Origin of the sequence: Sulfuritalea sp. (assembly GCF_031426875.1) — a bacterium.
GTDB lineage: Bacteria > Pseudomonadota > Gammaproteobacteria > Burkholderiales > Rhodocyclaceae > Sulfuritalea.
Genome location: NZ_JASJPC010000052.1, coordinates 1 through 24,334, shown reverse-complemented (window position 1 = coordinate 24,334; position 24,334 = coordinate 1). Strand labels below are relative to the sequence as shown.

Annotated in this window: 28 protein-coding genes; 14 read left to right on the top strand and 14 right to left on the bottom strand. The window is 65.3% G+C overall.

What is annotated here, in order from left to right:
• Nucleotides 1-52: 52 nt before the first annotated feature.
• The 5 genes from RMO95_RS20385 to RMO95_RS20365 all read left to right on the top strand — a co-directional run bounded on the left by RMO95_RS20385 (nt 53) and on the right by RMO95_RS20365 (nt 2,463).
• Entirely contained in the window at nt 53-955 is a 903-nt protein-coding gene (locus RMO95_RS20385; RefSeq protein ID WP_310452512.1) for a 5'-nucleotidase, read from the top strand.
• A 111-nt stretch (nt 956-1,066) separates the two neighbouring features.
• Nucleotides 1,067-1,318, top strand: coding sequence for an AbrB/MazE/SpoVT family DNA-binding domain-containing protein (locus RMO95_RS20380; RefSeq protein ID WP_310452511.1), 252 nt, complete (start codon nt 1,067-1,069; stop codon nt 1,316-1,318).
• On the top strand, nt 1,315-1,710 hold the full coding sequence (locus RMO95_RS20375; RefSeq protein WP_310452510.1) for a type II toxin-antitoxin system VapC family toxin: 396 nt from the start codon (nt 1,315-1,317) through the stop codon (nt 1,708-1,710). The genes RMO95_RS20380 and RMO95_RS20375 overlap by 4 nt, the downstream gene beginning before the upstream one ends.
• 106 nt (nt 1,711-1,816) lie before the next feature.
• On the top strand, nt 1,817-2,110 hold the full coding sequence (locus RMO95_RS20370) for a nucleotidyltransferase family protein (RefSeq protein ID WP_310452509.1): 294 nt from the start codon (nt 1,817-1,819) through the stop codon (nt 2,108-2,110).
• Nucleotides 2,107-2,463: a DUF86 domain-containing protein gene (locus RMO95_RS20365; RefSeq protein WP_310452508.1), complete on the top strand. Its 357-nt coding sequence runs from the start codon at nt 2,107-2,109 to the stop codon at nt 2,461-2,463. Before RMO95_RS20370 ends, RMO95_RS20365 begins: the two co-directional genes overlap by 4 nt.
• Nucleotides 2,464-2,582: 119 nt before the next feature.
• Here RMO95_RS20365 and RMO95_RS20360 read toward each other — a convergent pair whose 3' ends face one another.
• From RMO95_RS20360 to RMO95_RS20345, 4 genes are all read right to left on the bottom strand, one after another.
• A complete protein-coding gene (locus RMO95_RS20360) occupies nt 2,583-3,191 on the bottom strand; it encodes a hypothetical protein (protein WP_310452507.1) in 609 nt (202 codons plus the stop codon).
• Complete coding sequence (locus tag RMO95_RS20355; RefSeq protein ID WP_310452506.1) at nt 3,181-4,317, bottom strand: XRE family transcriptional regulator; 1,137 nt, start codon at nt 4,315-4,317, stop codon at nt 3,181-3,183. The genes RMO95_RS20360 and RMO95_RS20355 overlap by 11 nt, the downstream gene beginning before the upstream one ends.
• Nucleotides 4,318-4,388: 71 nt before the next feature.
• A complete protein-coding gene (locus tag RMO95_RS20350; RefSeq protein ID WP_310452505.1) occupies nt 4,389-4,790 on the bottom strand; it encodes a type II toxin-antitoxin system VapC family toxin in 402 nt (133 codons plus the stop codon).
• Nucleotides 4,791-4,797: 7 nt separating this feature from the next.
• Nucleotides 4,798-5,052 (bottom strand): type II toxin-antitoxin system Phd/YefM family antitoxin, encoded by a 255-nt coding sequence (locus RMO95_RS20345; RefSeq protein ID WP_310452504.1) that lies wholly within the window; start codon nt 5,050-5,052, stop codon nt 4,798-4,800.
• 269 nt (nt 5,053-5,321) lie between these two features.
• Between RMO95_RS20345 and RMO95_RS20340 the strand changes: the two genes are divergently transcribed.
• Together RMO95_RS20340 and RMO95_RS20335 are read left to right on the top strand one after the other, a co-directional pair.
• Nucleotides 5,322-5,699, top strand: a complete 378-nt coding sequence (locus RMO95_RS20340) for a type II toxin-antitoxin system RelE/ParE family toxin (RefSeq protein ID WP_310452503.1) — start codon at nt 5,322-5,324, stop codon at nt 5,697-5,699.
• Nucleotides 5,683-6,018, top strand: a complete 336-nt coding sequence (locus RMO95_RS20335) for a helix-turn-helix transcriptional regulator (RefSeq protein WP_310452502.1) — start codon at nt 5,683-5,685, stop codon at nt 6,016-6,018. The genes RMO95_RS20340 and RMO95_RS20335 overlap by 17 nt, the downstream gene beginning before the upstream one ends.
• A 188-nt stretch (nt 6,019-6,206) precedes the next feature.
• Here RMO95_RS20335 and RMO95_RS20330 read toward each other — a convergent pair whose 3' ends face one another.
• Nucleotides 6,207-7,640, bottom strand: coding sequence for a diguanylate cyclase domain-containing protein (locus RMO95_RS20330; protein ID WP_310452501.1), 1,434 nt, complete (start codon nt 7,638-7,640; stop codon nt 6,207-6,209).
• Between the two features lie 317 nt (nt 7,641-7,957).
• On the opposite strand from RMO95_RS20330, the gene RMO95_RS20325 reads away from it, so the two are divergent.
• Nucleotides 7,958-8,851 carry an EamA family transporter gene (locus tag RMO95_RS20325; protein WP_310452500.1) on the top strand — a complete coding sequence of 298 codons (894 nt, stop codon included), beginning with the start codon at nt 7,958-7,960 and terminating at the stop codon, nt 8,849-8,851.
• Between the two features lie 159 nt (nt 8,852-9,010).
• Nucleotides 9,011-11,131 carry a DUF1631 family protein gene (locus RMO95_RS20320; RefSeq protein ID WP_310452499.1) on the top strand — a complete coding sequence of 707 codons (2,121 nt, stop codon included), beginning with the start codon at nt 9,011-9,013 and terminating at the stop codon, nt 11,129-11,131.
• Nucleotides 11,132-11,156: 25 nt separating this feature from the next.
• On the opposite strand, the gene RMO95_RS20315 is transcribed toward RMO95_RS20320, so the two are convergent.
• Nucleotides 11,157-12,629, bottom strand: a complete 1,473-nt coding sequence (locus RMO95_RS20315; RefSeq protein WP_310452498.1) for an MFS transporter — start codon at nt 12,627-12,629, stop codon at nt 11,157-11,159.
• 137 nt (nt 12,630-12,766) lie between these two features.
• Between RMO95_RS20315 and RMO95_RS20310 the strand changes: the two genes are divergently transcribed.
• Nucleotides 12,767-13,663 carry a LysR family transcriptional regulator gene (locus RMO95_RS20310; RefSeq protein ID WP_310452497.1) on the top strand — a complete coding sequence of 299 codons (897 nt, stop codon included), beginning with the start codon at nt 12,767-12,769 and terminating at the stop codon, nt 13,661-13,663.
• Between the two features lie 111 nt (nt 13,664-13,774).
• Here the strand turns inward: RMO95_RS20310 and RMO95_RS20305 are convergent, their stop codons facing one another.
• A complete protein-coding gene (locus RMO95_RS20305; protein ID WP_310452496.1) occupies nt 13,775-14,689 on the bottom strand; it encodes a 2-dehydropantoate 2-reductase in 915 nt (304 codons plus the stop codon).
• Nucleotides 14,686-15,099, bottom strand: coding sequence for a DUF2917 domain-containing protein (locus RMO95_RS20300; protein ID WP_310452495.1), 414 nt, complete (start codon nt 15,097-15,099; stop codon nt 14,686-14,688). The genes RMO95_RS20305 and RMO95_RS20300 overlap by 4 nt, the downstream gene beginning before the upstream one ends.
• 176 nt (nt 15,100-15,275) lie before the next feature.
• On the opposite strand from RMO95_RS20300, the gene RMO95_RS20295 reads away from it, so the two are divergent.
• Entirely contained in the window at nt 15,276-16,709 is a 1,434-nt protein-coding gene (locus RMO95_RS20295) for a PLP-dependent aminotransferase family protein (protein WP_310452494.1), read from the top strand.
• A 241-nt stretch (nt 16,710-16,950) separates the two neighbouring features.
• On the opposite strand, the gene RMO95_RS20290 is transcribed toward RMO95_RS20295, so the two are convergent.
• Nucleotides 16,951-17,466, bottom strand: a complete 516-nt coding sequence (locus RMO95_RS20290; RefSeq protein ID WP_310452493.1) for an OsmC family protein — start codon at nt 17,464-17,466, stop codon at nt 16,951-16,953.
• 240 nt (nt 17,467-17,706) lie between these two features.
• On the opposite strand from RMO95_RS20290, the gene RMO95_RS20285 reads away from it, so the two are divergent.
• The 3 genes from RMO95_RS20285 (at nt 17,707) to pyk (ending at nt 20,620) form a co-directional block, all read left to right on the top strand.
• Nucleotides 17,707-18,678: an MBL fold metallo-hydrolase gene (locus RMO95_RS20285; RefSeq protein ID WP_310452492.1), complete on the top strand. Its 972-nt coding sequence runs from the start codon at nt 17,707-17,709 to the stop codon at nt 18,676-18,678.
• 157 nt (nt 18,679-18,835) lie between these two features.
• The gene (locus RMO95_RS20280; protein ID WP_310452491.1) at nt 18,836-19,057 is read left to right on the top strand and encodes a hypothetical protein; all 222 of its coding nucleotides are present in this window, start codon (nt 18,836-18,838) and stop codon (nt 19,055-19,057) included.
• A gap of 114 nt (nt 19,058-19,171) precedes the next feature.
• Nucleotides 19,172-20,620 carry a pyruvate kinase gene (pyk, locus tag RMO95_RS20275; protein WP_310452490.1) on the top strand — a complete coding sequence of 483 codons (1,449 nt, stop codon included), beginning with the start codon at nt 19,172-19,174 and terminating at the stop codon, nt 20,618-20,620.
• A 59-nt stretch (nt 20,621-20,679) separates the two neighbouring features.
• Here the strand turns inward: pyk and RMO95_RS20270 are convergent, their stop codons facing one another.
• From RMO95_RS20270 to RMO95_RS20250, 5 genes are all read right to left on the bottom strand, one after another.
• The gene (locus RMO95_RS20270) at nt 20,680-21,618 is read right to left on the bottom strand and encodes a COX15/CtaA family protein (RefSeq protein ID WP_310452489.1); all 939 of its coding nucleotides are present in this window, start codon (nt 21,616-21,618) and stop codon (nt 20,680-20,682) included.
• A gap of 151 nt (nt 21,619-21,769) precedes the next feature.
• A complete protein-coding gene (locus tag RMO95_RS20265) occupies nt 21,770-22,159 on the bottom strand; it encodes a c-type cytochrome (protein ID WP_310452488.1) in 390 nt (129 codons plus the stop codon).
• Nucleotides 22,160-22,399: 240 nt separating this feature from the next.
• Entirely contained in the window at nt 22,400-22,654 is a 255-nt protein-coding gene (locus RMO95_RS20260; protein ID WP_310452487.1) for a MoaD/ThiS family protein, read from the bottom strand.
• Between the two features lie 16 nt (nt 22,655-22,670).
• Nucleotides 22,671-23,987: an NAD(P)/FAD-dependent oxidoreductase gene (locus tag RMO95_RS20255; RefSeq protein WP_310452486.1), complete on the bottom strand. Its 1,317-nt coding sequence runs from the start codon at nt 23,985-23,987 to the stop codon at nt 22,671-22,673.
• Nucleotides 23,988-24,173: 186 nt separating this feature from the next.
• Complete coding sequence (locus tag RMO95_RS20250) at nt 24,174-24,317, bottom strand: aldehyde ferredoxin oxidoreductase C-terminal domain-containing protein (RefSeq protein ID WP_310452545.1); 144 nt, start codon at nt 24,315-24,317, stop codon at nt 24,174-24,176.
• Nucleotides 24,318-24,334 lie beyond the last annotated feature (17 nt).

Below are 24,334 nucleotides of genomic sequence, written 5' to 3'. Positions count from 1 at the left end.
CAAAGCCAATGACCGCCACCACGCCAAGCGCTTTCGATCAGGAGCAAGCCTGATGCCCGCCAGCCTCGAAGGCCAGCTCGTGGTCGCGCTCTCCTCGCGCGCGCTGTTCGATTTCGAGGAGGAAAACCGCGTCTTCGAGGACCAGGACGATTCCGCCTACATGCGTTTGCAGCTCGAACGCATGGACCAGCCGGCGCGGCCCGGCGTCGCCTTCCCGCTGGTGCAGAAGCTGCTGGCCTTCAACACGCCCGAACGCCAGCGCGTGGCCGTGGTGATCCTCTCGCGCAACGACCCGGTCTCCGGCCTGCGCATCTTCCGCTCCGCCAGCGCCGCCGGCATGCAACTGGAGCGCGGCGTGTTCACCCGCGGCCGGCCGCCCTTCCACTACCTCAAGCCCTTGGGCGCCAACCTGTTCCTCTCCGCCAACGAAGCCGACGTGCGCGCCGCGCTGGAAGGCGGCTTCCCGGCTGCGCGCGTGTATTCCTCATCGCTGACCGAGGCCGAACAACACCCGCAGGAAGTGCGCATCGCCTTCGACGGCGACGCCGTGCTGTTCTCCGACGAGGCCGAGCGCGTGTTCCAGGAACAGGGCCTCGCCGCCTTCCAGAACCATGAAGAGAGCCACGCGCTGCACCCGCTGCCGCCCGGCCCCTTCCTGCCCCTGCTCGAAGCCCTGCACCGCCTGCGCGCCGACAGCGCCGGCGGCCCGATGAAAATCCGCACCGCGCTGGTCACCGCGCGCAGCGCCCCCGCGCATGAGCGCGCGATCCGCACCCTGATGGAATGGAAGGTCGAAGTCGACGAAGCGATGTTCCTCGGCGGCCTGGAGAAGACCCACTTCCTGCGCGAATTCGAACCCGACTTCTTCTTCGACGACCAGACAAGACACTGCGAGCCGGCGTCAAGGCTGGTGCCGACGGGGCATGTGGTTAGCGGGGTGGCAAATCAGGAGTAGGTTGCGCCCCCGACAAACTACTTGTTACGCAATATTCCCCGCTTCCGTTCTTGAGAGTAAGGCTATTTTGCATTACACTGCAAGCCATCAGGAAACCATGAGGGCATCGCCATGACCACCTTGACCGTTACTTCCCGGGGACAAGTGACATTCAGAAAAGAAGTGCTGCAGCACCTCGGCATCAGGCCGGGAGAAAAGATCGAGCTGGATTTGCTGCCAGACGGTCGGGGCATGCTCAAGGCGGCTCGGCCCGCCGGAACGATAGCCAACTTCGTCGGATTGCTCGCCGGCCGGTCAAAGAAAGTCGCCACCATTGAAGAAATCAACGAGGCAGCCGCACAGGGTTGGGCCGGCAAGAAATGAAAATCGCCGTTGATACCAACGTACTGATTCGTGCTGTCGTGCATGACGACCCCGCGCAAGCGAGCGTCGCCGCCAAAGTCTTGACCAAAGCCAAACTGATCGCGGTCGCGTTGCCATGCCTATGCGAGTTTGCGTGGGTGCTGCGCAAGGTTTACGGCTTCACCCCCGCCGATGTGGCCATCGCGATCCGGACACTGTTTGCCGCGGCAAACGTGGAAGTCAACCGGCCCGCCGTCGAGGCTGGCCTGTCGGCGCTCGAAGCAGGCGGCGATTTCGCCGATGGCGTCATTGCCTACGAGGGCAACTGGCTCGGCGGGGAAACCTTCGTTTCCTTCGACAAAAAGGCGGTTACGCTTTTGAAGGCGGCAGGTCAGTCCGCGCGCCTTTTGTAAGCAAGGGCGAATTTTGCGGATGCATGCGTAGGAATCTCATTCGAGGCGCCGCGATAGAATCAACGCAATTCGCAATACTCGAAACAACCAGCACTCAGGTGAATACATGAAACCTTCCGTGGCCTTGCAGGCACATCGAGACCGGATTCGAACCGTAGTTGAACTCCACGGCGCGAGCAACCCACGCGTATTCGGTTCCGTCGTCCATGGTACGGACGACGAAACCAGCGACCTCGACTTGCTGGTCGATCCCATCGAAGGCCGCACCACGCTGCTCAGCTTGGTGCGCATCAAGCGCGACATCGAGGCGATCACCGGCGTCGCCACCGATGTACTCACGCCGATGTCGCTGCACGAGCGCTTCCGCCAGGCCGTGCTGGCCGAAGCGTTGCCCGTATGAACGACAAGGCTCACCGCGTACCCGAGCGACTGCAGGACATCCGCGAGGCCATCACCAATGCCCGCAGCGACCTCGGCGCATTGAGCAAAGAGGAATTCCTCGCTGACGGTAAAACCCAGCGCGCCGTGATCGAAAGCCTGATCGTCATCGGCGAAGCCGCCAAGCTCGTCATGCGCCTCGATCCCGACCTCGAACGGCGCAGCCCCGATGCGTGGCAGCAGTTCCGCGACGCCTACGATATGCGCATCGTCCTAACCCACGAATACTTTCGCGTCGATGCAGCCGTGGTATGGGAGACGGTCAAGAACGATCTGCCGCAGGTGAACGCGCTGATCGAATCCTTGTTGGGCTGACGATGGGGCGAGCCGCGCCCTTTGATTCATCGAAAGTCGGCGCTGGCGATACGGCGATTCAGCTTGTCTTGGAAATCAATTCACGCTGACCCCAAATAGCTCCCAAATAGCTCTATCGCTCAGGTCAGATGGACATTGCTTTTCTGACCAACAGGCCGCGTCGCGTTGAATCTGCACTGCAACGCAAGCTCGTAAGCGCGTTGAAGATGCGGTTCCAGCGACCCCTCCATTGCCTTATGCTGACTCACCACCAGAGTGTGATCGACGTCGGTCAAGTGACCAGTAAAGATCAGCCATGAATGGAGATGCGGCGTTGTCTGGGTGAGCAAATGACCGGATGATTCAGCAAGCCGACGTGCTTTCTGGTCGTCCGTGAGCACTGCTTGGCCTATTTTCATGGCAAATGCGATTGAGGACAGCTCACCCTTTCCAAGTTTCTTGCGGCTCTCAAGTACCCGAATGGCCTGCAAGTCCCCGATCCCGCAGGAGTGCGGTTGGAACCCTCCGCGAGCTTGCTCCCGAAGCAATCGCTCGCGGAGTTCTATATCCGCAGCTGTAGGAGCTTTGCGCGGCTTAACCAAGCACTCGTAGCGCACAAAGGCCGTAATACAGAACTCACACTTTGCTTCCTTCGCTGCCATATGCAAGCGGGCCGAAGACAGAACGTTCCACACTGAACAGGTGTCCGCAACATTGATCGGATGAAACTTGGACGGATCAATTGCCATGAATGCGCCGTCCATAAAGGCTAGCAATCTCGGCTAGCTCGCCGTGGCTGCACAGGAGCGCCTCAGAGAGCCTGCCTAAGCTGATTAGACTCTGGCTGTGCGCGTCGAGGCAGAGTCCAACGTAGTGATCCGAGAGACCGCGCTCCAGAAGCGCGGTCTTTCTTGCTCGTTGGATTTCAGTCAGATTCTCGGGCAATTCGGGATCTATCTTCGACTCCCGGGGTACTCGAAACCCACGGATCTTGGCGCTTATCCGGGCGTCGACCAACTCGGCTTCCTTTAGCGCGATGCCCAACGCGTCGCAGCTCACGCGCAATTCATTGGCCCACTTTTGTGCGTCAGCTTCGCTCCAACCGCTTGGCGCCGGGAGCCTTTGAAGAAACGCTGGTGGCATGAGGTAGCAGGAGGCGAATCGGTTCGCGCGAACCTCGCGCCTGTCGACCTGTTCGTGGCGATAGAAACTTACGCTAGGTCCCTCCTTGCTATCGAAGATAGCGTGAGCCATTTCGTGAGCAGCGCTGAAGCGCTGCCGGTATACGTCCTCACTGTAGTTCACCAGCGCGCACCTGCCCGCAGTCGGATGAACGATGAAAAGCCCCGAAATGTTTGAGTTGCCAAGCTTCCGTCGGAATACATGCACGCCGACCGAACGAAACTCGGCGTAGATGTCACGAGGCACCTGTCTGTCATCGTGACCCATAGTTTTGCGAAATGCAGCCGCAGCCCCCTCGCCATTGCCCTTGAAGTAGTTTCCTGAAGGGCGATAGGAGAAATCGGTCGGTCGACGATTGAGTTCCTGCATCAGAAACTCTTCGGTATCACAGAGGTAGAGAAACTCCTGGACTGCGATGCGGTCATTCTTAGAGAACTCTCTCCCGTGCGCTCGGTAAAGGGTGTCTGTCTGCTCGAAGGGGGCGACTTGTTCATTGGAAATGAAAAACTTGAAGTCGCAGTGGTAATGATCCGCCAAGATGAGAATCTCATCACCCGAGGGCTCAAGCTGACCCTCCTCGATCAGCCGCAGGCGCTCAGCGTCAATGCCAGTGGCAATCGCTACCTCATCAAGCGATTCAGTTAGCTGGTCCCGATAACGTGACAGCTTGAGTCCAAGGATCTGAAGATTCATAACTGCTACTGATAACCTTCGACAGAGAAGCAATAAGGGTCAGCTTCAAATTTGAGCGCGACAGATTGCGCTCAACGAAACGGATTCAACATGGGCACGCCGAAACGCCTGAAGTCGCCTACGTTTCGCGTCACCACGGTTAGCTTGTGCACCAGCGCGGTGGCCGCGATCATGGCGTCCTCATACACGGTATCCGATTGGCGGTGCATCAGCTTCGCCCACTGCCGGAAGGTTGCGGCATCCATCGGCAGTACGTTGTAGGCAGCGGCAACCTGGTCCGCCCAGGCTTCGATCTCGGCCGCCTTGGCCGCATCCTGCTCGCGCGTGATTTCGATGCCGGCCTGGATTTCGCCCAGTGTGACCACGGAAATGTGCAGATCGGAGTCGTCGACGTTTTCCAGCCAGGAAATCACGGCCGCCTGTGGACGCGGCTTGCGCAATTCGGAAACGATGTTGGTGTCGAGCAGATACATCGCGGTATCAAAGCGCGGGCGGGGCGCGACGCTTTGCCTTGCCGCGCGCAGGTAGCGCCAGGTTCGCCCGGGCAGAGGCGGACAGCAGCAGTTCCTTCAACGATGGGCGCGCTGCGTCGCGCAGCCGCTTCCATTCTGCGATGGGAATCAGCACAGCCGTTTCCGTGCCGCGGCGCGTGACGACCTGCGGGCCTTCGCTTACGCAGGCATCCAGCAGTTCGCTGAAACGGGCTTTGGCGTCTTGCACGGGCCAAGTATTCATAGTGCATCTCCACTGACCAGTTATCTGACTAGTCTATGCGGACCCGAGCCGGAGTGCAAATCGCCCACGCGATTTGCGACCTGCCTCCGAAAGTTGGTGCTGGCGACACGGCGACGAAACCGGCGCCGGCAGGCCCGGAGCGAAGGAATGTGAAACCCTGACGGAGCCGCCTCGCCTGCCGGTGACGGCCGGCAAGGCAGCAATAAGGGCAAACGGGGTCGCTTTCCAGCCAGATTCCCACCCAATATCGAAAACGGTATACTTTGGCCATGAGTTCTTCACCGCGACATGAACGGCCGCTGCACTGGATTGCATCCGCCAAGCGCGATTTGCTGGATTTTCCCGACGACGTGGTCGGTGATTTTGGCTACGGGCTGGGCGTGGTGCAACAGGGTGGCCAGCCGCCAGCGGCAAAGCCCTGGAACGGCGAGGGACCGGGCGTGTTCGAGTTGGTCGAGGATCATCGTGGCGACACCTATCGAGTGGCCTACACGGTGCGGTTCGCGAAAGCGGTGTATGTGTTGCACTGTTTCCAGAAGAAATCGCCTTCCGGTATCCGCACCGCCAAGACCGATATCGACCTGATTCATGAACGTTTGAAGTTGGCTCGCAATGACTATGAGGTGCGCTATGGCAAAGAAGACTGATTTGGTGGACGTGGGCACTGGCGACGTGTTCAAGGACCTCGGCTTTGCCGACGCCGACGAACGCAAGCTGCGCACGCAACTGGCGATGCGCCTCAACGATCTGATCAAGGAACGCAAGCTCACCCAGACGGCGATCGCCGGGATATTCGGCATTCCCCAGCCGCACATTTCCGAGCTGCGCAATTACAAGCTCAGCCGCTTTTCATCCGAGCGCCTGCTGCACTTCATCACCCTGCTCGACAAGGATGTGGAAATCGTGATCCGCCCAAAGGCGGCGAATCATGCGGCAGGCCTGGTGTCGGTGCTGGTGGTGGCCTGAGATTTTCCGGGGCGGATCGATATTTCGCCGACTGCCTGCGCCGCGTTGGCGTCACCACCGTAGCCGCGCACGCAAGCCGGGCACTTCAAGACGACACCGGGACAGGCGATGAGCAATCGGTTCGATGCAGAGATTTTGCCGAGCCCATCGGCTGAAGATCCCCGACACCCAGACCCACGTATTGCATATCAGCTTTCGGCTTGGTAAAACCGAATCGTGTTGCGTCCGGCGTCTTTCGCCCGGTACATCGCGGCATCCGCCCACTTCATGACGTCGTCCTGGCTGGCGGCATGATTGGCGAATATCACTGCGCCGATGCTGGCGGAGCAGCGATACTGGATCGTGCATTCCGCCTTGCCTTCCTTGTGCAGGACCAAGACATACGGCTCAGCCAGCGCGGCGCGGATCTTTTCGGCGATCAGTTGTGCATGCAGATGTGATTCGGCTCGATCGGTATTCAACTCGGCCAATAGCACGACAAATTCGTCGCCGCCAAAACGCGAGACGGTGTCGACCTCGCGCACACAGCCTTTCAGACGGCCGGCCACTTCCAGCAGCAGTAGATCGCCCGCCTCGTGCCCATGGGTGTCATTCAGGGTCTTGAACTCATCCAGATCGAGGAACATCAACGCGCCATGGCAAGCGCTGCGCTTGCTGGCGGCCATGGCGTGGCCCAGGCGATCGCGCAGCAATCTTCGGTTCGGCAGATTGGTGAGGGGATCGTGGAATGCCAGTTGGCGCACCTGATCTTCCAGGCGCCGGCGCTCCGTGATTTCCCGAGTGATGCCGTGATACCCGACAATCGCGCCCTCCGCGTTGCGCTCGGGTTTCGACAGGACCTCGCCCCATAGCAGCCGGCCGTCCTTGCAGCGGTGCTGGACCTGGAAAGTCAGAAAGCCGGCCTGGCTGGCTGGCTCTCCGGATGCCTGGCTGTCGCGCATCAATTTCTTGACGGCGGCCACCCCTTCGTCGGTAAACAGGTCGAAGACGTGGTGGCCCACAACTTCCTCCGCTTTGTAGCCCCGCAGGCGCTCGTCGGACGGGCTGATATACGTGAGGCAAAGATTGCGGTCGGTCTTCCAAAGCACGTCCAGCGTGTCTTCTGTCAGCAGGCGATAGAGCGCCTGGCTTTCATGAAGCGCCTGGGTCCGCGCCGCGACCAGCGCTTCGAGGGCGCTGTTTCTTTCCTGCAGGCTCTTGAGCGGATATACCTCGCCCTCCTGCACCAGGTGATAGGGAATCGAGATGCCGCTGTGCACGATTTTCCAGTCGTCGCCTTCGAGGCGAAAAATCAGCACCAGCCGCGCCACCTCCCGCGACAGAATGTGGTCGGGCACGGGCAGGTGAATATGAAAGAAAGCGGTGACGGCCACCACCCTGTCGCTGACATCCTGCAGCGAGATATCCAGCATCTCGATGCGAATCCGGCCCGGCACTTGTGCAAAATCCTGACGGGTGATCTTCACCCACTCGTCACGGGCCTTGACCAGAACATTTCCGCCGCCCGTATAGCCGCTGAAGTTCTCACTGAAGCGCATTGTCAGGCGGTCATCGCGTGCGGCATACATCTCGATGTACTCGTCGAACAACGAGCGAATTTGACGCTCACGATCCGGATGCATAGTTCAGGCAGTGTTTGAAATTGGGAAAGGAAGCTCGTCGGGGATGGCCGAACCTGCAATCGTCGATTTGAGCCTTGCCATGTCTGCCGAGTCTAATGGATTCGACCCGAATCGCCGCAGTGACGACAGAACGGACGCGACCGGGGCGGCCACCGGCAGGCTGAAAGTTGGCGCTGGCGACACGGCAACCAGCCGGCACCGGCAGGCCCGGGGCGGAGGAATCAAAAATCTGACGGAGCCACGGGCCTGCCGGCGCCGTCCGACGCGGAACTCGACGCAACGAAGCTCGCCTTGAACCCGCGTGCGACAATCGCCGCATGCCCGCCGCCCTTCCCCTGCGACACTTCCTGCTCGCGCTCGCCGTGGTCGCCGTCTGGGGCATCAATTTCGTGGTCATCAAGTTCGCGCTCGGGCAATTGCCGCCGATCCTGATGGCGGCTCTGCGCTTCGGCCTGGTGCTGCTGCCCGGCCTGTTCTTTTTCGCGCGCCCGGCGGTGCCGCTGGGCAACCTCGCGCTCTATGGCCTGCTGATCGGCGCCGGCCAGTTCGGGCTGCTGTATGTCGCGATGAACGGCCACATCTCGCCGGGCCTGGCCTCGCTGGTGATCCAGGTCCAGGTGTTCTTCACCATCGGCCTGGCGATGCGCCTTTCCGGCGAACGGGTGCGGCGCTTCCAGTGGATCGCCCTGCTGCTGGCCGCGGGCGGCATCGCCGTGATCGTCCTGCATACCGACGGCAGCACCACGCCGCTCGGCCTGTTCCTGGTGCTGCTGGCGGCGCTGGCCTGGGCCGGCGGCAACATCGCGGCAAAACAGGGCGCGCCGGCCAACATCCTGGCCTACGTGGTCTGGTCCAGCGCCTTCGCGGTGCCGCCGTTGATTGCGCTGTCGCTGGCCGTCGAAGGCTGGGCCTCGATCTCGGCGGCGCTGCGGACGGCCGATGCCGCGGCCTGGGCGGCGGTGGCCTGGCAGGCCTGGGGCAATTCGCTGTTCGGCTACGCGGCCTGGGGCTGGCTGCTGGCGCGCCACCCGGCCGCCACGATCACGCCGATGGCGATGCTGGTACCGGTGTTCGGCATGGGCGCTTCGGCCCTGTGGCTGGACGAATCGCTGCCGCTCTGGAAGCTGACCGCCGCCGCGCTGGTGATGGCCGGCCTGGCGATCAACCTGCTGTGGCCCAAGCTGCGCACGGTACTGGCCGCACGCGGCTGACCAAAAGTTGGCGATGGCGCTACGGCGAGGCTGGTCGGGTCAGGCGGATTCCGGCGCCCCGAAAGCCCTTGGAGGACCGGAAATCCTTTCATTCCCGAAATATGCGCGCCGGCTACCGATGTAATAATTCGGCACCTCGACACTCCGACCACGCCTGACATGACGGAAAAAGACGCCTCAACGCTGGCGAAGCTGGTTGCCGGCTGCCGCGAACAGATGGAAAGCGACTTGTGCGAGCTGGTCGAGGAACTCGGGCCTGCGCTGATCAGGGAAGCCGGCGAGCGCGACAATGCCAGCCAGGACCCTACCAATCGCGCCGCCGCCGCTACCCTCAAGCTCGCGCTGCAAGCGCACTGGGGCAAGGTGACGCCGGCATTGAAGACCAGCCTCGCCGGGCGTACCGTGCAGGCGGCGAAGCCGGGCTACGGCGACGCGCGGGCGCTGAAGATCGTCAACGATGCCGAGGTCGCCCTGCAGTTGGCCGCACGCGAGATCCTCGAGCGCCTGACCACGGCCTGCCGCGAAGAGACGAACCCGCTGGAACGGCGGATTTCCTACCTGGTGCTGCGCAGCGCCATGATCCCGGGCGACACGACGTTCAAGGTCTCGTCGCTGTGGTCCTGCATCGAGGCCGCCTGCGCCGAGGTGAGCGACGACGCGGCGGCAGGCATCCTGCTGCTGCAACTGGTCGGCGAACATCTCGCTGCGGAACTGCCCCGGCTCTATCGCGTCGTCAACGAAGTCCTGATCGACGCCGACATCCTGCCGCGCCTCAAGCAAAGCTACCGCGAGATGACGCTGGTCGACCCCCAGGAGCTGGCCGCCGAATCGGCCAGGATGACGAGTGCCCTCGACCGGCTGGTGAAGGCGCGCACCAGGGACGGCGCAGGCGCCGCCAGCGGGTCCGGTGGCGGCAGCCTGGAACTCTTCGACTCGCTGAAGACGCTGCAGACGGCGCCGCCGCAGGCCCCCGCCGGTACCCATACCAACCTCGTGCGCATGGCGCGCGACAGCGCCGCCGCGCGCGACGTGCGCCCGCAGGACGCCGTCTCGCTGGATATCGTCGCCGAACTGTTCGACCAGATCTTCGGCGATCCGAACGTCGCGGACGGCATCAAGGGACTGGTGGGCCGCCTGCAGGCCACGGTACTGAAGGCGGCGCTGTCCAACCAGCGCTTCTTCTCCGATCGCAGTCACCCGGCGCGGCGCTTCCTGGACAGCATCTCGACCGTCGCCATCCGCTGGGGCAAGGTGGTCAATGCCGACGATCCCTTCTTCGTCAAGCTGTCGGAGCTGGTCAACAAGGTCCAGACCACTTACGACGGCGACCTGGGCGTGTTCGACGCCGCGAACGCAGAGCTCGATGCCTTCCTCGCCGAGCGCGAGAAGATCGAGGAGCAGCAGGACCGCGAACTGGCCGCCGCCGTGCACGCCCGCGAGGAAGAAATGCGCCTCACCCGCGTGGCCCAGATGCGCGCGCAACGGGCGGCGAACCAGTGCATCGAGCGGCTGCTGGGGCCGACGGTGCCGCGCGAGATCGAAGAGTTCCTGCGCAGCTACTGGCGCGACGTGGTACAGGGACGGATCTCGCAGTTCGGGGAGGATGGCCCGCCCACCGAAGAGGCCCTGCAAACCGCCGTCGCGCTGATCTGGGCCGTGATGCCGAAGCTTGATCCGGGGGAACAAAAACGGCATGCCGCCAGGCTGCCCGGGCTGCTGAAGAAGCTCAACGCCGGCTTCGACGAGATCGGCGCCGCGCCCGACGAGCGCAAGACGTTCATGGACACGCTGGTCGAGCTGCAGCTCGCCGCGCTGCGCGCGGAAAAACAGCCGCGCCCCGCCACCAAGGCCAAGCCGACGTCGATGCCGGCGCCGGAGGAAAAGCCGCGCGCGCGCAGCGCGGGGCCGACCCTGCAAGTCAGCCATGCCACCGACCAGGGCGTGCGCGTGCAGGACATCTCGCTCCCCGGCGCCGGCGAGCTCGACGCGGATAGCACGCCGGATCGCGCCGACCTGCGCCGCGTCAGGCAACTCGTGCGCGGCGACTGGGTCGATTTCATCACGGCGGGACAAAACCGCCGCGAGCGCCTGACCTGGATCAACCCGAGCCGGACGCTGTTCCTGTTCACCAACAGCGCCTCGGCCTGCGCCATTTCCATCACGCCGGAAGCCCTGGCGGTGCGCCTGAGGAACCAGACCGTGCGCATCGTGGCGCCCGACCGGCCGCTGTTCGAGCGCGCCATCCACGGCGCCATCCATTCGCTGGACAAGCGCGCCTGAGGATTGGTAATGACGGGCCTGCCGCTCAACCTGCCGTGGCCCCGGCTGCGCCATTGCGCAATGTGATGCGCCTGGCGCCGGCCGCGATGACAAGCGCGACGACGATCAGGGCCGCCGCAACCGCAAACGTGAACCGCATGCCGATGGCAACGGCCTCGGGGCGCGCCGCGGTGATATCGGTTGCCCCCGATCCGAACGCGAACACGGCGCCCATGACGGATGCGCCGGTGATGAGGCCGAGATTGCGCGACAGGTTGAGCATGCCGGAGATGACGCCGCGCTGCTCCGGGAGGATGGCCGTCATGACGGCGGTGTTGTTGGCCGCCTGGAACAGCGCATAGCCGGCGGTGATGACGACCAGCGGGGCGATGTAGCCCGGTACGCCGAAGCCTGTCGGCAGCATGGGCAGGAGGGCGCAGCCGAGCGCCATGCCGACCAGCCCGACGATGCTCACGCACTGTGCGCCGAAGCGGTCCACGCTGCGGCCGGCCGGCACGCCCGTCAGCGCGGCGACAAGCGGACCGGACGACATGACGAGTCCGACACTGGCGGCGTCGAGAAGAAGCGCGCCGGAGAGATAGAACGGACCAACCACCAGCGTCGCCATCACCACCGTGGTGACCAGGGTGCTCATGGCGAAACCCGCACCCAGCACCGGATTGCGGAACATCGCCAGGCGGATCAGGGGTGATGCGGCTTTCGTCTCGGCGAGCACGAAGAGGCCGAGGCCGGCGACGGCAGCCAGCAGCAGGCCCAGGTTGAGCGCGCCGAAACTGCCGCGCCCGATCGTGACGGCGAGTGCGTAGGCCGCCAGCGTCACGACCAGCAAGAGCGTGCCCGCAGTATCAAATCCGGTGTCGACGCCGGCCCGATCAGTCTTCGCTTGCTGGCGGTCGATGGGCAGGTAGCGATACGCGAAGAACAGGGTCACAACGCCCAGCGGTACGTTGATGAGGAAGATGGCCGGCCAGCCGAATCCGGCGATCAGCATGCCGCCGAATGTCGGACCGAGCGCCGTGCCGATCGCCGACATGGTTCCGAGCAGGCCCATGGCACTGCCGGTCTTTTCCTTCGGCACCGTCTCGCCGACAAATGCCATGGCGAGGGCCATCATGATGGCCGCACCCAGCCCCTGTACGGCCCGGGCGGCGATCAACAGCCAGAGCGTGGAGGCGAGGCCGCTCAGCACCGAGGCCGCCGTGAACAGGACAATTCCGCCCAGCAGCAAGCGTCGGCGGCCGATGATGTCACCGAGCCGGCCGACGCCGACGATCAAGGTGGTGATGGCGAGGAGATAGGCAAGGACGACCCACTGGACTTCCTGGAAGGAGGCGGCGAAGGCCTGCGCCAGGTTCGGCAGGGCAACATTGGCGATACTGGTACTGAGCGACGACAGCAACACGGCCAGCGACAGGCCGGCGAGGGCTCCCCGGACAGACGCTGTCCCTTGCGCAACTCCCGCTGCGGCCTGATCTCGTTCTGACTTGATTGCCTTCACCGTAAGCTCCTTTTTTCGACCCCAAACGGGGATGCCGGAATCGTAGTTGTTTACATGACATGGCGGAAGGCGCAGCATTTGCACTTTGTTCGTGCGTCTGACGCCATGTATAGGTCCGGCACTGCTATGTTTGAACCATGTCGACTCCCGATCTGAACCTGCTGGTCGCCCTTGATGTGCTGCTCGTGGAGGGCAGCGTGGCGCGCGCCGCCCGACGCTTGCGGCTCAGCCCCTCGGCGATGAGCCGGACGCTGGCGCGCTTGCGCGAAACGACCGGCGATCCCTTGCTGGTCCGGGCCGGACGCGGTCTCGTGCCCACGCCACGGGCGATCGAACTGCGCGAGCGGGTCAGCCAACTGGTGCAGGATGGCGAAGCGGTTTTGCGTCCCGCCAGGAAACTCAGGCTCAAGCAGCTGGTCAGGACGTTCACGCTGCGGACCAGCGACGGCTTTGTGGAGAACTTCGGACCGGATCTGATTGCCCGCGCCGGCGAAGAAGCGCCGGGCGTGCGGCTGTGTTTCCTGCAGAAGCCCGACAAGGACAGCGCTCGGCTGCGTGACGGAATCGTCGATCTGGAAACCGGCGTCGTGGGAAACACGGCGGCGCCGGAGCTGCGTGTGCAGGCCTTGTTCCGCGACCGTTTCATCGGCGTCGTGCGCATGGGGCACCCGCTGGGCCAGGGTGAGATCACGCCTGCGCGTTATGCGGCCGGCCGGCATATCTACGTCTCGCGGCAGGGTTTCGACAAGGGACCGATCGATGAAGCTTTGAGTTCGCTCGGCCTGGAACGGAAGGTCGTCACCATCGTCGGCGGCTTTTCGACCGCGCTGGCCCTGGCCCGCGCCTCTGACCTGATTGCCAGCGTTCCCGAACGACACACCGGAAACCTGCGCGACGGAATGCATAGCTTCCCGCTCCCGATCGCCGCGCCGGAGATCACGATTTCACTGCTCTGGCACCCGAGGCTGGATGCCGATCCGGCACATCGCTGGCTGCGCAGCCTCGTCAGGGATGTCTGCGCGGCGCTGCGCTGATAGAGTGAATCGCGCCGGAGGTTAGAGCCGGTCCGGTCGGATGAGCGGCCCCAATGAAGAAACCGGTCAGAAGTCGGCGCCGGCGAGACGGCGACGAGGCCGGCGCCGCCGCTAGCGCGGATCCGGCGAACGTACCGCCATGCTGGTGTAGGCCATGGCGAGCAGGTCGCAGGCGACGCCGTGCTCGATGCCGCGGCGGACCATCTCGCCGAGGATGTGTTCGTGCTCGGTACGTTGCCCAGCCTTCAGGTCGCGCAGCATGGAGGCGGTGAACGCGGAACCTGCCTGGGTCAGCGTGGCCAGCGCCTTGCCGCGCGACAACTCATTGACGGGATAGCCGCAGCGCTCGGCGATGGTGCAGCACTCGTCATAGACCTTGCGGGCCAGGTCGGCGCCGTAGGGCGTGGCGACGATCTCGCCCACCGAGCCCTGGCAAAGCGTGGTCATGCCCGCCAGGGCGGCGAGGAACACCCACTTGTCCCACAGCACCTGATCGATGTTATCCGCATAGTGGCTGTCGAAATCGGCGCCGGCGCAAAGTGCGATGAACTCCCTGGCAAGCGCTTCGTGCCCGGCATGGCGAGGCCCGACGGTGAGCGAATGCAGGTCGGAAAGCCGCCTGACGGCGCCCGTTTCGGTCAGCATGGCGGCGATGTGCGCGACGCCGCCCATCACCCGCTGCCGGCCGAAGCGCTGGTCGAGCAGGTCGATGTGGTTCAGCCCGTTGAGGAAGGGCAGCAGCGCCCCCTTGCCGCTGGCGCCGGCGATCGAGGCCAGCGCGTCGTCGAGATCGTAGGCCTTGGGCGCCAGCATGATCAGGTCGTAGTCGGGCGCCAGTTCCTGGCTGCCGAGGCAGCGCGGGAACACGGTAAAGCTGTCCTGCGGCGTCTCGATGCGCAGGCCGTGCTCCCGGATCAGTTGCCGGCGTTTGTCGCGCAACACGAAGCTCACGTCCGCTCCGGCACGCATGAGTTTGGCGCCGAAATAGCCGCCGACGCCGCCGGCGCCAAGGATCAGTATCTTCATGTCCGTCTCCTTCCGATTTCGCAAGAGCTTATCGCGGCGCGGCGGGAAACACCAAAGACAGGGAATGGGCTCGCAGCGGATCGCCCAGGAGTTGGCGATGGCGACACGGCGATCGACCGGCGCGCGATGGCGCCGGGCAGCAAAGCGCGCCCCCACTGGGCCAGCATCGCCGGCAGGCGCAGCGGGGCAGCAAGCAGCCGCACGCCGGCCTGGCCTCGCACCGCCTCGACCAGCACTTTCTCCCCCCGAGGCACGCGATAGCTCTCGCCCGCGGATAGAAACAAATCCCCCGCTGCGCCGCCGGCGGTGATCCACACCGTGCCGGATTCGACGCGCAACTCCCGATGCCGCTGCGCATCCACCCGCAGCGGCCGGTCCGGTTGCAGCAGCAGTGGTTCGTCGGCATGCATGGCGCGGCCTCCTTGGGGTTGATGCCACCATGCTAGGCAGCGCCACACCGCCGATACAGATGCACAGCGGCGAAATTGTGACCGTGACAGTTCTTCCAAAACCCGGCTGTGCCGTTCGATAATGCGGGCAACTGTACGGGTCGCCCGGCGGCGGCCGGGATCACAATGCGCCGACGATGCTTTACGAAAACCTCGCCAACGAATTCGCCCGCCTGATCGGCGACGGCCAGATGCGGCCGGGCGACCGCCTGCCTTCGGTGCGCCACCTGGCGCGGCAGCGCAAGCTGTCGATCTCGACCGTGGTGCAGGCGCTGCGCACGCTGGAAAGCCGCGGCATGGTCGAGGCGCGGCCGCAGTCCGGCTACTACGTACGGCACCGGCCGATGCGCATGATCGAGGCGGCTACCGCGCCCGCCGGCGCGCTTCCGGGGCAGTGCGGCCAGCCGGTGGCGGTGGGCGTCAGCCGCCGCCTGGTCGATGTGTTGCGCGTGAACGAAGCGCCGGAGATGGTGCCCTTCGGCTCGGCGCTGCCGGCGCCGGGCCTGCTGCTGGCGCCGCGCCTGAACCGCCTTTACGCCAGCATCGCGCGCCGCCAGCCGCAGCTATTGTCGACCAGCAGCCACAGCGGGCTCAACGAAGCGCCGCTCTTGCGCGCGATCACGCGGCGCGCGCTGGAATGGGGCTGCCCGCTGGCGGCCGAGGAAGTGGTGGTGACCAATTCCTGCACCGAGGCGATGGCGCTGTGCCTGCGCGCGGTGACCCGGCCCGGCGACACGGTGGCGGTGGAATCGCCGACCTATTACGTGATGCTGCAACTGCTGGAGGCGATGGGCCTGCGCGCGCTGGAGATCCCGACCCATCCCGTGACCGGGATTTCGCTCGATGCGCTGGACCTGGCGACGCGCCAGCCGCCGGAGGCCGGCGGCGTCGCAGCCTGCCTCTTGATCCCCAACGGCGCCAACCCGTTGGGCAGCGTGATGCCCGACGCTGCCAAAGCGGCATTGGCCAAGCTCCTGGCGGCGCGCGGGATGGCGCTGATCGAGGACGACATCTACGGCGACATTTGCTTTTCCGGGGCGCGGCCGCGGCCGATCCACGCCTTCGATGCCAGCGGCAACACCATGCTATGCACCTCGTTCTCGAAGACCGTCAGCCCCGGCCTGCGCGTCGGCTTCGTCGCCGCCGGGCGGCGCGCGGCGGACATCGTGCTGCAAAAGACCTTGAACTCCGGCAAGACCAATCCGCTGACCCAGCATGTGATCGCCGAGCTGATGGAGTCGCGCGGCTTCGACGTGCATCTGCGCACGCTGCGGCGGCGCTTTGCCGAGCAGATCGCGCGCACGCGCGACGCGGTGGCGCGCCACTTTCCGGCGGAAACCCGCGTCACCGATCCGCAGGGCGGCTTCGTGCTCTGGCTGGAGCTGCCGCCCGAGGTGGATTGCACGGCCCTGCACGCGCGCGCCGTGCAGGAGCGCATCGCCTTCGTGCCGGGCGAGATGTTCTCCGCCAGCGGCCAGTACAAAAACTGCCTGCGTCTGGCCTGCGGCGAGCCGTGGAGCGAGACGCTGGAGGACGGCATGAGGCGGCTGGGGCGCTTGATCGCTGGCTAAGAGTTTGTGAATAAATCTACTGCGCGTACCGGATCGGGGCTTGGGCGGCTCATTTGGCAAACCCGGCTATCCTCATGTACAACGACGTACATTCCGGTAGCCGCTGGGCCACACCCCGCTGCGGCCCAGCGGCTACGCCCCGAAGGAAGTCCCCTTGGGGGACGATTTCTTCACAAGCTCTGAAAGTTGGCGTTGGCGACACGGCGACGAGGGCGACCAAGGCGGCGGCGCGGCGCGCGGTTCAGGTGCTGACGCGCTCCAGCGTCGCCGCCATGCGCGGCGGGGTGCGCAGGGTCTGGAAGATCACGCAGTAGCGCTCGGTCTGCCGCATCAGGGTGGCCAGTTGCTCGTCGCTGGCGGTCGAATCGACCTCGAAGCGCAGGCGGATGTCGGTGACGCCGACCGGGACTTCCTTCGAGGTGCCCAGCGTGCCGCGAAAATCGCCGTCGCCTTCGACGATGACCTTCGCCGAACGGAAGGGAATGGCCATGGCCGTGGCGACCACGTTGAAGGTGACGCCGGCGCAGGCCACCAGCGCTTCGAGCAGCATGTCGCCGGAGCAGGCCTCGCTGCCGTCGCCGCCGGCAGCGGGATGCAGACCCGCATCGATGATGCCGAAGCGGGTTTCGATGCGGCAGACGGGGCGGTCGGGCAGCAGCGTGCCTTCGGCGCGGAAGATGCGTTTCGCGGCTTCGGGGTTTTCCTTGTACAGGGCCTTGATCGGGGCCTGCAATGCCTTCAGTTCGTCGGCGTTCATGGGGTTTCCTTTGCGATTCGGGCGTGGCCCGGTGGCAGCGAGCCGACTATAGCAGGCGACGCGCTTCGAAGAGTTGGCGCTGACTCCACGGCGCTCGGGCCGGTGCCGGCGCAGAAACCGCGGCGTGCCGGGCGCACCGGATACCCATATTCAATACATGGAATCCTATGACGTCAAAATCGTGCTACCGTTTTGGCGCAGTCCGAGTCCAAAAATATGCACCCCCATAGGAGAAGACAAATGAAAATCCATTCCTTGTTTTCGCTGGCAGCCGCCGGCTGCCTGGCCGCGGCGCTTGCGCAGCCGGCCCTGGCCGCCAACGTCAAAATCACGCCGCTCGGCGGCCAGGAGGGCGAGCTGTGCCCGCTCGACCGCGCCATGATCTTCGAGGACCCCAACGGCACCCGCGTGCTCTACGATCCGGGCCGCACGGTGGCCGGCGCGGGCGATCCGCGCCTGGGCAGGATCGACGTGATCCTGGTCAGCCACATGCATGGCGACCACGTCGGCAACTCGCACAACAAGGCGCCGAACTCGGGCGCCTGCGACAAGCCCGACATGTCGGTATCGGCCATGCCGAATTCGAACGTGGTCAACATCGCGCTGGCGAAGAACGCCAGGATCGTGACCGGCAGCGAGATGCCGCCCTTCTTCGCCAACAAGCTCAAGACCAACGGCGGCGAGCCGAAGAATTCGATTCTTGCGCGCTTCGGCGCCAGCGTGAAAATCGGCGGCGTCACCATCGCCACGGTGCCGGCGATCCACAGCAACGGCCTCGACCCCGACTTCATCGGCGGCGAACTGGGCAAGCACATGAAGGACGCCGGCATCGCCGGCTACGTCGGCGAGGCGACCGGCTACGTGCTGAAGTTCAGCAACGGCCTGGTGGCCTATCTTTCCGGCGACACCGGCATCACCGGCGAACAGGAGAAAGTCGTGCGCGGCCATTACGCGGCCAGGCTGACGGTGATGAACATCGGCGACACCTTCACCACCGGCCCGACCGAAGCCGCCTACGTGATCAACGAGCTGGTCAAGCCCGCCTCGGTGATCCCCTCGCACACCAACGAAGTCGCCACCGTCGGCGGCAAGCTGCGACCGGGCTCGCGCACCGAGACCTTCATCAAGGCCGTCAAGGTGCCGGCCCATGTTCCGCTCAGCGGCAAGACCATGGAGTTCGACGGCGGCGGCAAGTGCGTCGCCGGCTGCTGAGCCGCGAGGCATGGCTGTGCGGGAGGCGGCGCGGCCGCAAGCCCCGGGGCGGAGGAATCAATAATCCGACGGAGCCGCGGGCCTGCCGGTGATGGCCGGGAGATAATGCGCGCGCCCCCGCAAGAACGACCGACGGGAAATCCATGGAGAAGCATCGATGCGCTGGCTGGACCGGATTCCGTATTCCCTGTTGATCGCCGCCGCGCTGTTCATGCTCGGCGCGCCCTTCCTGCCCGAGCCGCACTTGGTCGAGAAGGCGCGCATGCTGGCGGAAGGCCGGCTCTCGCGGCCGATCGACATCTTCGACGTGTTCTGGCATCTGCTGCCGGCCGCGCTGCTCGGGATCAAGTTTGCGCTGGGCAGCAAGGCGAAACCCTGACGCCGCCGCGGGCCGGCCGGCGACGGCCGTCACTTGAATGAAACTTCAAGGAAATCGCCGGCTCGCGTAGCATAGCCACCGGGCATGTGCCTTCCTCGAAGAAAGGGTACGGCGATGGAACTGCTGAAGAACCGCATCGCGCTGCGCTGGCGCCGCACCAAGATCGTGGCCACGCTGGGCCCGGCCAGTTCCGAACGCAAGATCATCGAGGAACTGCTGAGGGCCGGCGTCGACGTGGTGCGGCTCAACATGTCCCACGGCACCCACGAAGCCCACCGCGAGGTGTATGCCCAGGTGCGCGCCGCGGCAAAGAAGCTCGACCGCCACGTGGCGATCTTCGCCGACCTGTGCGGGCCGAAGATACGCTGCGGCAAGTTCCCCGACGGGCCGCTCACGCTCACGCCCGGCGAGGAGGTGATCATCGATCCGCACGTGGACAAGGGCGGGCCGGGCCTGATCGCCTCGCAATACAAGGCCATCGCGCGCGACGTGCAGCCGGGGCATCGCATCCTGCTCGACGACGGCAACCTGGAACTCAAGGCGCTGGCAATCGAGGGCGATCGCATCCGCTGCAAGGTGGTCTTCGGCGGCCTGCTGAAAGACCACAAGGGCATCAACCTGCCGGACTCGAAGGTGTCCGCCTCCTCGCTGCCGCCGAAGGACATCGCCGATGCCAAGTTCGCCATCGAGCTCGGCGTCGATTACCTGGCGCTGTCCTTCGTCCGCACCGCCAAGGACGTCGCCGGCCTGCGTCGCCTGATCGCGCGCGCCGGGGCCGACACGCCGATCATCGCCAAGATCGAGACGCCGGAAGCGATGGACAACATCGAGGCCATCGTCCAGGCCTCGGACGCCATCATGGTCGCGCGCGGCGACCTCGGCATCGAAATGCCGGCCGAGCAGGTGCCGCTGATCCAGCGCGAACTGATCCGCCTCGGGCGGCGCCACAACCGCGCCGTGATCGTGGCGACGCAGATGCTGGAATCGATGATCGATCATTCGCGTCCGACGCGGGCCGAAGTGGGCGACGTGGCCAACGCGGCATTGACCGGCGCCGATGCGGTGATGCTCTCGGCCGAGACCGCCAGCGGCAAGTACCCGCTGCGCGCGGTGCAGATGATGGACCGCGTGCTGCGCGAAGTGGAAGGCTACCAGTGGCGCCAGGGCAGCTTCCTCGGCGACGAGCCGGCCAGCCACCTCGACCTCGACCTGCGCGACGGCGTCGCCAATGCCGCGACCGCGCTGGCGCACGACCTCAAGCTGCAGGGCATCATCATCCCGACCCGCAGCGGCACCACCGCGCGCGTGATCTGCTCGCATCGCCCGACCGCGCCGCTGATCGCGGTGTCGACCAACGAAACCGTGTGCCGGCGCCTCACGCTGAACTGGGGCGTGGTGCCGATGACCACCACCGAAGCCGAGTACCGCGACTCGCAAACGCTGTGCCGGCGCGTCGCGCGCAGTTGCGATCTGACCCGCACCGGCCACAGCGTGCTGCTGGTCTCCGGCTTCAGCGACGACGTGGCGCGCAACGCGCCGCTGCTGCAGATCCTGCGGGTCTGACGCCGGCTGCCCGAGAGTTGCCGCTGGCGACACGGCGACGCCGGCACGCCGCGGCGGCGCTAGGCCGGCGCGGCCTTGACCCGCACCATCAGTTGCATGGCGGCCGCCAGCAGCAGCGCGGCGCAGACGCTATGGGCGATCGCCAGGCCGAGGCTGAGCCCGCTCAGCACGGTCAGCACACCGAGCGCGAACTGCAGCAACAGCAGCGCCAGCAACAGCGCCGCGCTCCGGCGCGATGCCGGCTGCGCCAGCGCCCGCAGGCCGCCGAAACCGAGCAGCAGCAGGGTCGCGACGGCGCTGTAGCGGTGCAGCAGGTGCAGCGCCACGCCGCCCTCATCGCCGAGCGATGCCGCGACGGCGACGCGGACGAAGGGATTGAGCGCGCTCCAGCCGGCGGCCGCGGGCCAGGAAGCGTCGCCGCAGGCGGTCAGCAGCGGGCAGGCGAGCGCCGCGTAGCGCGCGCCGATCAGGGCGCCCAGCGCCATGGTCAATGCCAGTGTGCCCAGCCCCGCATGCAGCAACGCGGCGGGACGGCGGCGGGGCGCAGGCGCCTGCCCGCTGCCGGCGGCGAGCACGGTGCGCCAGGCGATCAGGACCAGGCCGGCGCCGCCCAGGATGTTGATGAAGCTGGCCCACGCCCGGTGCGGATCGGCGCTCCAGATGCCGACGAAGGTGAGCAGGATCATCAGCACCAGCAGTGCCTTGGCATACCGTCCCGGCGGCTCGATCGGGTGCGGGCGCCGGCACTGCCAGGCGAGCACGAAGCCGAGCAGCAGCGCCGTCGACGCCACCACCCGGTGCAGGATGCGGGCCGCGTCGCTGTGCTGATACGAGCCGCCGACCAGCACCTGACCGTAGCAGTAGGGCCATGGGCTGCAGCCGAGGCCGGCGCCGTTGAGGCGGATGTAGGCGCTGACCAGCAGGATCACCAGCGACAGCGCGGTCAATACCAGCGCCAGAATCCTGATGCGTTTGAGGCGGGCGATGCGGGTTTCCATGGCGGTTTCAGGGGGCTGTCCGGAGTCGGTCTGCGGCGCCACCTTGCCGCGCCGCGCCCGCAAGAGTTGGCGCTGGCGCTACGGCGGCACGGAGTTGGCGCAGGGACCGATGATAGCGCCGCCGGCCGCGATCAGGCCACCCTGCGAGGCACTACTTCTCCAGCGCGAGTATCCAATCGACGAGCTTGCGCGCGTCCGCTTCCGAGATCGCGACCCCGTTGGGCGGCATCGCCACGCCGCTGGATTCTTCCTTCCAGTGCCGGTTGTACACCGAGGTGCCGCCCATGATGGCCGCGGTCAGGTTCTTCTTCGCATTCTTGTCGCCCTTGTAGCGTGCCGCGACCGCCTTCCAGGGCGGGCCGACCGGCTTGAGGCCGTCCGGCCCCTTCGCATCGAGTTCGATCGCGTGGCAGATGAAGCAGCCCGACTTGGTGGCCAATTGACGTGCCGCGTCGTCCTTCTTTGCATCGGCAAAAGCGGGACTGCTGGCGAGTGCCGCGGCAAGCAGCGGCAACAGATGGATTGCGGTCATGCGTTTCATACCAACTCCTCAACAAGAAACCTGTTCAAAGACCCGGCGGCGCGGGTCGCGCTGCGTTGCTGCCTTAACGTGAAATACATCGCCAAGCGCGACTTGTCTGGTTCGAGCGCAGCGAGCCAATCAGTAGCCTCCCCGTGAGGGGAGGATGGGAGGGGCGGGCCCATTTGCCAGCTTGGGGCCCATCGAAGGTGAGAGATTTCATAATGCGGGGTGGTTTGCCGAAGCCATGAGCGTTAGCCTCTAGCCGCCCGCCACCGGCGGCCAGATCGCCAGCGTCTCGCCTTCCTGCAGCACTCGCGCGGCACGCTCGCCGGGCGGCACGAAGTTGCCGTCGATCAGCACCAGATGGCAGAGCTTCTGCGGCAGGGCGAAGCGTTCGATGATCTGCTGTATGGTCGTCGCCGCGTCCAGTTCCAGCGTCAGCGCATTGGTCTTCTTCGCCTCGGCCGGCAGGTAATCCTGCAAGGTCGCAAACAGCTTGAATATCACCCTCATGTTTTATCGCTGACCGCTATGCCGCGCTCTGCGCACTGGCAAGGTAGGCCGCCATGAATCCGTTCGGATCCTGCAGCAGCGAGTCCTTCCACGAGCCGAGCCGGGTTCGCGTCTGGATCAGGCCGCGCAAGACCCCGACATGTTCCGTATGCCCGATCGAGGTGGCGCCGATCAGCACGTCGTCCTTGAACTGCAGCGAAATGTAGCGGTGATTGGCGTCGTCCGCGAGCTCGACGCCCGAGCCGCCGTTTTGCGCGGTTTCGCCCCACCACTGGCCAAAGGAGGTCGACACCAGGCCCAGCGTATCGAGCACGTTGATCGCCAGGACGCCCGGCAGACGCGCCTCGCGGCCGGCCATGTTGAGCGCGGCGACCCGCGCCTGGTCGGCGGCATTGGGCTGAATCGCCGCAACGAGGTGGGCCCCGGTGAACAGGTCCGGGGCTTCGGCCACGTCGCCGGCCGCGTAGATGCCGGGCACCGAGGTCTGCATCCGGTTATCGACCAGCACACCCTTGGCCACCTGCACCCCGGTATTGTCGAGAAAGCCCACGTTCGGTGCCACACCCGCTGCGACGATCACCAGGTCGCAGGCGATCTCCTCGCCGTCGGAGAGGGTCACCGTGAGTCCGCCGGTGTCGGCCTTGCCGCCGACGCCGACCGCCTGCGCCAGCCGGTCGAGCAGACCCGGATTGGGAGCTACCGCGGCGATGCGTTGCACACCCTTGCCGGTCAGCACGCGCACGCCCTTGTTTTCGACCCAGTTACGGATCATGTTGCCGGCCTTCGGCGTCATCATGCGCGGCACCATGCGGTCGCCCATTTCCACCACGGTCAGCTCGACGCCGCGCGCGGCCAATGCTTCCATGATGATGCAGCCGATGAAGCCGGCGCCCAGTTGCAGTACGCGGGTGCCCGGCTTGGCCAGGTTGGCGATCGCGCGCGCATCGGCCAGGGTCCAGCAGGTTTGCACCTGCGGCAGGTCGATGCCGGGAATCGATGGCCGCACCGGGTGCGAACCGCTGGCGACCAGCAGCCGGTCGTAGGTTTCGAACTGCCCGTCGGCGAGCAGCAGCTTGCGCTGCGCGGTATCCATGGAGACCACCCGGCCCTGCAGTTCGCGAATGCGCAGGCCGGCGAAATGGCCTTCCGTCTTGCGCAGATAAGTGCCGCTTTCGTCGATGTCGCCTTCCAGCAGGTAGGGAATCGCCATGCGTGAATAGGCGGGCTCCGGCTCGGCGCCGATGAGAACGATTTCGGCCGCGGCATCGGCCTTGCGCAAGGCTTCCGCAGCAACAACGCCGGCAGGCCCGTTACCAATGATGACGTGTTTCATAATGTCTCCCGAAGGGCCGTCCCGAGGGAGCTTAGTCGCAAAATGCGGCCCCCTGTGGGGGCAGCGAATGAAATTGCCTGCCCGCGAAGCGGAATACCAGGCATGCAGAGCAGCGTGGGGGCCAAATTTGTTCCTTAAACGATCAGGGGATCGGCAACGCCGATCCCCTGAGGGGTGGGGCAGGAATTACAGACCCAGGCGGTCCAGGGTTTCCTTGGTCGGCACGCCTTCCGGCGTCCAGCCGCGGACCTTGTAGTACTCCGGCCGCATCTTGTCGATGCCATTCACCAGACCCTTGGCCGGCCCGGTCTTGGCCGGCTCGGTCTTCAGCCGCGGCGGCAGGTCGT

Bases quoted from the DNA above. Each gene is read 5' to 3' on its own strand.
- RMO95_RS20350 (WP_310452505.1), bottom strand. From the start codon at position 4,790: ATGTATCTGCTCGACACCAACATCGTTTCCGAATTGCGCAAGCCGCGT.
- RMO95_RS20330 (WP_310452501.1), bottom strand. From the start codon at position 7,640: ATGCATCCGGATCGTGAGCGTCAAATTCGCTCGTTGTTCGACGAGTAC.
- RMO95_RS20375 (WP_310452510.1), top strand. From the start codon at position 1,315: ATGAAAATCGCCGTTGATACCAACGTACTGATTCGTGCTGTCGTGCAT.
- RMO95_RS20300 (WP_310452495.1), bottom strand. From the start codon at position 15,099: ATGCATGCCGACGAACCACTGCTGCTGCAACCGGACCGGCCGCTGCGG.
- RMO95_RS20285 (WP_310452492.1), top strand. From the start codon at position 17,707: ATGAAAATCCATTCCTTGTTTTCGCTGGCAGCCGCCGGCTGCCTGGCC.
- RMO95_RS20335 (WP_310452502.1), top strand. From the start codon at position 5,683: ATGGCAAAGAAGACTGATTTGGTGGACGTGGGCACTGGCGACGTGTTC.
- RMO95_RS20290 (WP_310452493.1), bottom strand. From the start codon at position 17,466: ATGAACGCCGACGAACTGAAGGCATTGCAGGCCCCGATCAAGGCCCTG.
- RMO95_RS20280 (WP_310452491.1), top strand. From the start codon at position 18,836: ATGCGCTGGCTGGACCGGATTCCGTATTCCCTGTTGATCGCCGCCGCG.
- RMO95_RS20380 (WP_310452511.1), top strand. From the start codon at position 1,067: ATGACCACCTTGACCGTTACTTCCCGGGGACAAGTGACATTCAGAAAA.
- RMO95_RS20340 (WP_310452503.1), top strand. From the start codon at position 5,322: ATGAGTTCTTCACCGCGACATGAACGGCCGCTGCACTGGATTGCATCC.
- RMO95_RS20325 (WP_310452500.1), top strand. From the start codon at position 7,958: ATGCCCGCCGCCCTTCCCCTGCGACACTTCCTGCTCGCGCTCGCCGTG.
- RMO95_RS20310 (WP_310452497.1), top strand. From the start codon at position 12,767: ATGTCGACTCCCGATCTGAACCTGCTGGTCGCCCTTGATGTGCTGCTC.
- RMO95_RS20265 (WP_310452488.1), bottom strand. From the start codon at position 22,159: ATGAAACGCATGACCGCAATCCATCTGTTGCCGCTGCTTGCCGCGGCA.
- RMO95_RS20255 (WP_310452486.1), bottom strand. From the start codon at position 23,987: ATGAAACACGTCATCATTGGTAACGGGCCTGCCGGCGTTGTTGCTGCG.
- RMO95_RS20295 (WP_310452494.1), top strand. From the start codon at position 15,276: ATGCTTTACGAAAACCTCGCCAACGAATTCGCCCGCCTGATCGGCGAC.
- RMO95_RS20305 (WP_310452496.1), bottom strand. From the start codon at position 14,689: ATGAAGATACTGATCCTTGGCGCCGGCGGCGTCGGCGGCTATTTCGGC.
- RMO95_RS20320 (WP_310452499.1), top strand. From the start codon at position 9,011: ATGACGGAAAAAGACGCCTCAACGCTGGCGAAGCTGGTTGCCGGCTGC.
- RMO95_RS20370 (WP_310452509.1), top strand. From the start codon at position 1,817: ATGAAACCTTCCGTGGCCTTGCAGGCACATCGAGACCGGATTCGAACC.
- RMO95_RS20345 (WP_310452504.1), bottom strand. From the start codon at position 5,052: ATGAATACTTGGCCCGTGCAAGACGCCAAAGCCCGTTTCAGCGAACTG.
- RMO95_RS20355 (WP_310452506.1), bottom strand. From the start codon at position 4,317: ATGAATCTTCAGATCCTTGGACTCAAGCTGTCACGTTATCGGGACCAG.
- pyk (WP_310452490.1), top strand. From the start codon at position 19,172: ATGGAACTGCTGAAGAACCGCATCGCGCTGCGCTGGCGCCGCACCAAG.
- RMO95_RS20260 (WP_310452487.1), bottom strand. From the start codon at position 22,654: ATGAGGGTGATATTCAAGCTGTTTGCGACCTTGCAGGATTACCTGCCG.
- RMO95_RS20365 (WP_310452508.1), top strand. From the start codon at position 2,107: ATGAACGACAAGGCTCACCGCGTACCCGAGCGACTGCAGGACATCCGC.
- RMO95_RS20360 (WP_310452507.1), bottom strand. From the start codon at position 3,191: ATGGCAATTGATCCGTCCAAGTTTCATCCGATCAATGTTGCGGACACC.
- RMO95_RS20270 (WP_310452489.1), bottom strand. From the start codon at position 21,618: ATGGAAACCCGCATCGCCCGCCTCAAACGCATCAGGATTCTGGCGCTG.
- RMO95_RS20385 (WP_310452512.1), top strand. From the start codon at position 53: ATGCCCGCCAGCCTCGAAGGCCAGCTCGTGGTCGCGCTCTCCTCGCGC.